At 71.7% G+C, this 4363-nt stretch carries 5 protein-coding genes and 2 pseudogenes; 6 read left to right on the top strand and 1 reads right to left on the bottom strand.

Features of this window, described 5'->3' with window-relative positions:
• Nucleotides 1-1165: hypothetical protein (locus tag JNW89_RS28985; RefSeq protein WP_238451512.1), on the bottom strand; the 1165-nt coding region annotated here is incomplete at its 3' end.
• A 315-nt stretch (nucleotides 1166-1480) separates the two neighbouring features.
• On the opposite strand from JNW89_RS28985, the pseudogene rsmD reads away from it, so the two are divergent.
• The 6 genes and pseudogenes from rsmD to JNW89_RS28955 all read left to right on the top strand — a co-directional run.
• A pseudogene (rsmD, locus tag JNW89_RS28980) lies at nucleotides 1481-2043 on the top strand (16S rRNA (guanine(966)-N(2))-methyltransferase RsmD).
• Nucleotides 2040-2528: a pantetheine-phosphate adenylyltransferase gene (gene coaD, locus JNW89_RS28975; protein WP_210777900.1), complete on the top strand. Its 489-nt coding sequence runs from the start codon at nucleotides 2040-2042 to the stop codon at nucleotides 2526-2528. The pseudogene rsmD and the gene coaD overlap by 4 nt, the downstream one beginning before the upstream one ends.
• Nucleotides 2529-2700: 172 nt before the next feature.
• Entirely contained in the window at nucleotides 2701-3198 is a 498-nt protein-coding gene (locus tag JNW89_RS28970) for a hypothetical protein (protein WP_238451511.1), read from the top strand.
• A 110-nt stretch (nucleotides 3199-3308) separates the two neighbouring features.
• Complete coding sequence (locus JNW89_RS28965) at nucleotides 3309-3872, top strand: DUF177 domain-containing protein (protein WP_238451510.1); 564 nt, start codon at nucleotides 3309-3311, stop codon at nucleotides 3870-3872.
• 5 nt (nucleotides 3873-3877) lie between these two features.
• Nucleotides 3878-4051 carry a 50S ribosomal protein L32 gene (gene rpmF / locus JNW89_RS28960; protein ID WP_088963525.1) on the top strand — a complete coding sequence of 58 codons (174 nt, stop codon included), beginning with the start codon at nucleotides 3878-3880 and terminating at the stop codon, nucleotides 4049-4051.
• A 118-nt stretch (nucleotides 4052-4169) separates the two neighbouring features.
• Nucleotides 4170-4363: pseudogene (locus JNW89_RS28955) on the top strand (phosphate acyltransferase PlsX); the annotation flags it as partial.

Below are 4363 nucleotides of genomic sequence, written 5' to 3'. Positions count from 1 at the left end.
CGCCGGCCGCCGCGCCGGTCACCGGCCAGGCCCTCACCGGGCTCGCCCCGCCCGCGCCGCCCTCGGCACAGTCCTTCGGCTGCTCCCAGGCCAGCGGCCCGCCGGAGTCCAGGTCGCCGGTCACCGTGACGGTGAGGCCCTTGCTGGCCGTGAAGCTGACGGAGCCGGTACGGCCCGGCTCGACGGTCAGCGTCTTCGCCTCGCCCTTGCTCGGGGTGAAGGTCGAGGTGACGGTCGCGCCGTCCTCCGGGTTGCTGATCCGGAAGGTCATCGCGTCGCAGGTCGACTCGTAGTCGGCGTCCGGCGCGCCGACCTCGGGCTGCTGGCAGTCCTCGGGCTTCTGCCAGCCGCCGGTGAAGTCCGTCATGCCCGCGGCCGTCACGGTGATCTCCTGCGCCTGCCCGGGGTTGAGCTTCCGGGTCTCGATCTTGCGCATGGGCACGGTGACGGTCTCGGTGAAGCCGCCGCTGCCGGTGATGGTGAAGGTCGCCGCGGCGTTGCCGGTCCGGTTGACCAGGGTGAGCTCGACGCTGCCTTCGCAGTCGGACTCGGCGATCACCTCAGGTGCCGCCGAGCAGCTGCCCGCGCCGCCGTTGTACCAGCCCCTCGGGCCGGTGGACCGGGCGCCGATGCCGGAGGAGCTGCCGACCTTGCGGTCGCCGTACCGGTCGCTGGTGTCGGTCAGCGGGTCGATGATCGTGCTGTCGAAGACGAAGTCGACCTGGGTGTGGCAGTTCGGCACCTCGACCCGGAAGTCCAGGGTGGCCACACCCAGTTCGCCCTCGGCCACGCCGGCGAACTTCTTGATCGACTTGTCGAGCACGTACTGCGGCACGGCGAATGTGGCCGACGGCGTCACGTACGACACCAGGGCCAGCTCCTGCTGCTCGCCCGCGCAGAGCGGGCCGTTGGTGAGGGTGATCGAGGCCTCGCCCTTCGGGCCGTCGAAGGTGTGCGTGTACCTCGCGTCGACGGCCCTGACGCAATTGGGCGCCGGCTGCGTCGGCGTGCTCGGTGCGGCCGTCACGGTCGGGGAGGCCGACGGCGAGGGCGACGTGTTGGTGGCGCTCGCCGGCGCCGTGCAGGCGAAGGCCGTGGCGAGGCCGGCCAGCGCGGCGGCTGCCACGGCGAGCGGTCGCCGGAGCGACGGCTGGGGACGGATCACGCGTACTCCCGGGGTGAGGATGCGTCAGGGTGCGGCGTGGGGTGGCGGTGGCTCTGGTCCCGGTCGCATTGCGGCACGTCCCGTGACGGCCCGCTCCCCGGCGCCGCGCGGCCGGCGGAGCGTCGCCGGCACCCGGCCGACCCTAAACGGATCGCCCTTGGGGTCACAGCGCTCAGGATGGGCTAAGGATCATGTTATGAATCTGAGATCATTGATATACCGGCAGTGATCATGAAGGCATCGGTCCGGGACGCACCGTGTCCGGCGGCCGGCCGGGCCGTCGCGTAGCGTCATCTCCATGAGCAGGGGTAGACCGTGACCCGGATCGTCGCCGGCACGCTCGGCGGCCGGCGGATCGCCGCGCCGCCCGGCGCCGGCACCCGACCCACCTCCGACCGGGTCCGCGAGGCGTTGTTCAGCGCGGTGCAGGCCGAGATCGACCTGGTCGCGCCCGCTTCGCCGACCTGTACGCCGGCTCCGGCGCGGTCGGGTTGGAGGCGCTCTCCCGGGGCGCCCAGCACGTGCTGTTGGTCGAGTCCGACCCGCGCGCCGCCCGCGTGATCAGGGAGAACGTCGCCGCGCTCCGGGCCGCCCCGGCCGCCCGGCTGGTCACCGGCAAGGTGGCCGGCGTGCTCGCGGCCGGTCCGGGCGGCGAGCCGTACGACGTCGTCTTCGCCGACCCGCCGTACGCGGTGCCCGACGCCGACATCACCGCCATGCTGGCCGCCCTGGTGGAGCACGACTGGCTGGCCCCCGGAGCCCTGGTGGTGGTGGAGCGCTCCAGCCGCACCGGCCCGGTCGAGTGGGTGGAGGGCGTCACCGCGGAGCGCGGTCGCCGTTACGGCGAGACCGCCCTTTGGTACGGTCGCCGATCATGAGACGTGCGGTGTGTCCCGGCTCGTTCGACCCGGTCACCAACGGACACCTCGACATCATCGGACGGGCCAGCCGGCTCTTCGACGAGGTGATCGTCGGCGTGCTGGTGAACCAGGCGAAGAGTGGCCTGTTCACCGTCGAGGAGCGGATCGACATGCTCCGCGAGGTGACCTCCTCGTACGAGAACGTCCGGGTCGAGTCCTTCCGTGGCCTGCTGGTCGACTTCTGCCGGGCGCAGGAGGCCAGTGTGCTGATCAAGGGCCTGCGGGCGGTCAGCGACTTCGACTACGAGTTGCAGATGGCCCAGATGAACATCGGCCTCGCCGGGGTCGAGACGCTGTTCATGCCGACCAACCCGCTCTACTCCTTCCTCTCCTCCAGCCTGGTCAAGGACGTGGCGAAGTGGGGTGGCGACATCTCCGCGCACGTGCCGGACGTGGTGCGCCACGAGTTGGTCGCCCGGCTCGGCCCGGAGCACCGGGGCTGACCCCTCGCCACGCACCGCCGCCCGCCGGAACCGGCGGGCGGTGCGTCGCGACGCGCCGCGCCGGGGCGGATCGGGCGGGGCTCGCCCGCGCAGGACATCATGTGTGGAGCGGGAACCCGGCCGTAACCCGCATCATGTAGGTCGGCCGACGAACGACAGGAGTGAGGTACCGGTGGACCCGCTCGATCGCATCGACGAACTGATCGCCATGGTGGAGCAGGCCCGCTCCGTCCCGATGTCGCGGAACAACTGCATGGTCGACCGGGGCGAGATGATCGCGGCCCTGGACGAGCTGCGCGCCGAACTCCCCGCCGACCTGCGCCGGGCCGCCGCACTCCTGGAGGAGCGGGACAAGATCATGGAGGCCGGCAAGCGGGAGGCCGACCGGATCATCAGCGAGGGTGAGGCGGAACACGCCCGCCTGGTGTCGGTGAACGAGATCACCGTCTCGGCGGAGCACGAGGGGGCCCGGATCATCGCCGAGGCCCGGGCCGAGGCGCAGCGGCTGCGCGACGAGGTCGACGACTACGTCGACACGGCGCTGGCCAACTTCGAGCAGTTCCTGACCCGGGCGCTGGCCTCGATAGAGCGCGGCCGGGACAAGATGCACGCGCTGCGCGAGATCGGCACCTTCGGTGGGGACGAGGCCGAACGCCCGCTACCCTTCTGAGCGGCACCTCACCAGCCGACATTCTGAGGTGGGCGTCGCCCCCGGTTCGACGTTGGGGTGGTCGCCCAGGTAACCTTTTTTGTCGGCCTCTCACCGGCCGGAGTCTGACTATGCCCAAACACTCGCCATCGACACTCAATCCCAGGTCGCCGCTGGTCCTCGACACGAGGGACCTGCCGCGTCGGCCTGGTGCGTTGCGTACGGTCAAGCGGGTCGCCCCGGCACCGGCGGACCTCGGCGTGGAGTTGATCGGCGTGCCGGAGGGCGCGGACCTCGACCTCGACCTGAGGTTGGAGTCGGTGTCCGAGGGCGTGCTCGTCTCCGGGACCATCAGCGGTCCCGTCCGGGGCGAGTGCGGCCGGTGCCTGCGCCAGATCAACGACTCGGTGGTCGTGAACATCCAGGAGCTGTACGCGTACGAGAACAGCACCACGGACGACACGACCGACGAGGACGAGGTGGGCCGGATGCAGGGCGATCTGATCGACCTGGAGCCGGCGCTGCGGGACGCGGTGGTGCTGACGCTGCCGACCAACCCGCTCTGCCGGGAGGACTGCCCAGGACTGTGCCCCGAGTGCGGGGTGCACTGGGACGATCTGCCGGCCGACCACAGCCACCAGCAGATCGACCCGCGTTGGGCGAGCCTGTCGCAACTGAACCGTACAGAGGAGTAGGAACCGTGGCCGTCCCGAAGCGCAAGATGTCGCGCAGCAACACCCGGTCCCGCCGGGCGAACTGGAAGGCGGCCGTGGTCGCGACCGTGGCCTGCCCGCAGTGCAAGTCGGCCAAGCTGCCGCACGCCGCGTGCTCCGTCTGCGGCACGTACAACGGCCGCCAGGTCCTCGAGGTCTGAGACCTGGACGCCGAGTGACGCCCCCCGACCACGGGTCGGGTGGCGCGCGCACCCTGGCGATCGCCCGGTGCCCCCGGCTCCTTCCGACGCCGGCCGGCCTGCTCCGGCCGGCGTTCCGATGGAGCCGGGCACCGCGCGGATCGCCGTTGACCTCCTCGGCGGGGACGATGCCCCCCGCCGTCGTGGTTGACGGCCGCTCTGCGAGCCGTACGCGCCGATCCGGACCTGCACCTGCTGCTCGTCGGCCCGACCGAGGTCGCGGCCGCGGTGACCGACGCCCTCACCCCGGCGCAGCGCGCCCGGACGATGGTC

It is taken from the genome of Micromonospora sp. 4G55 (assembly GCF_016803375.1).
Note: the sequence above shows the minus strand (reverse complement) of the source record. Positions and strands in the feature narration are given on the sequence as shown.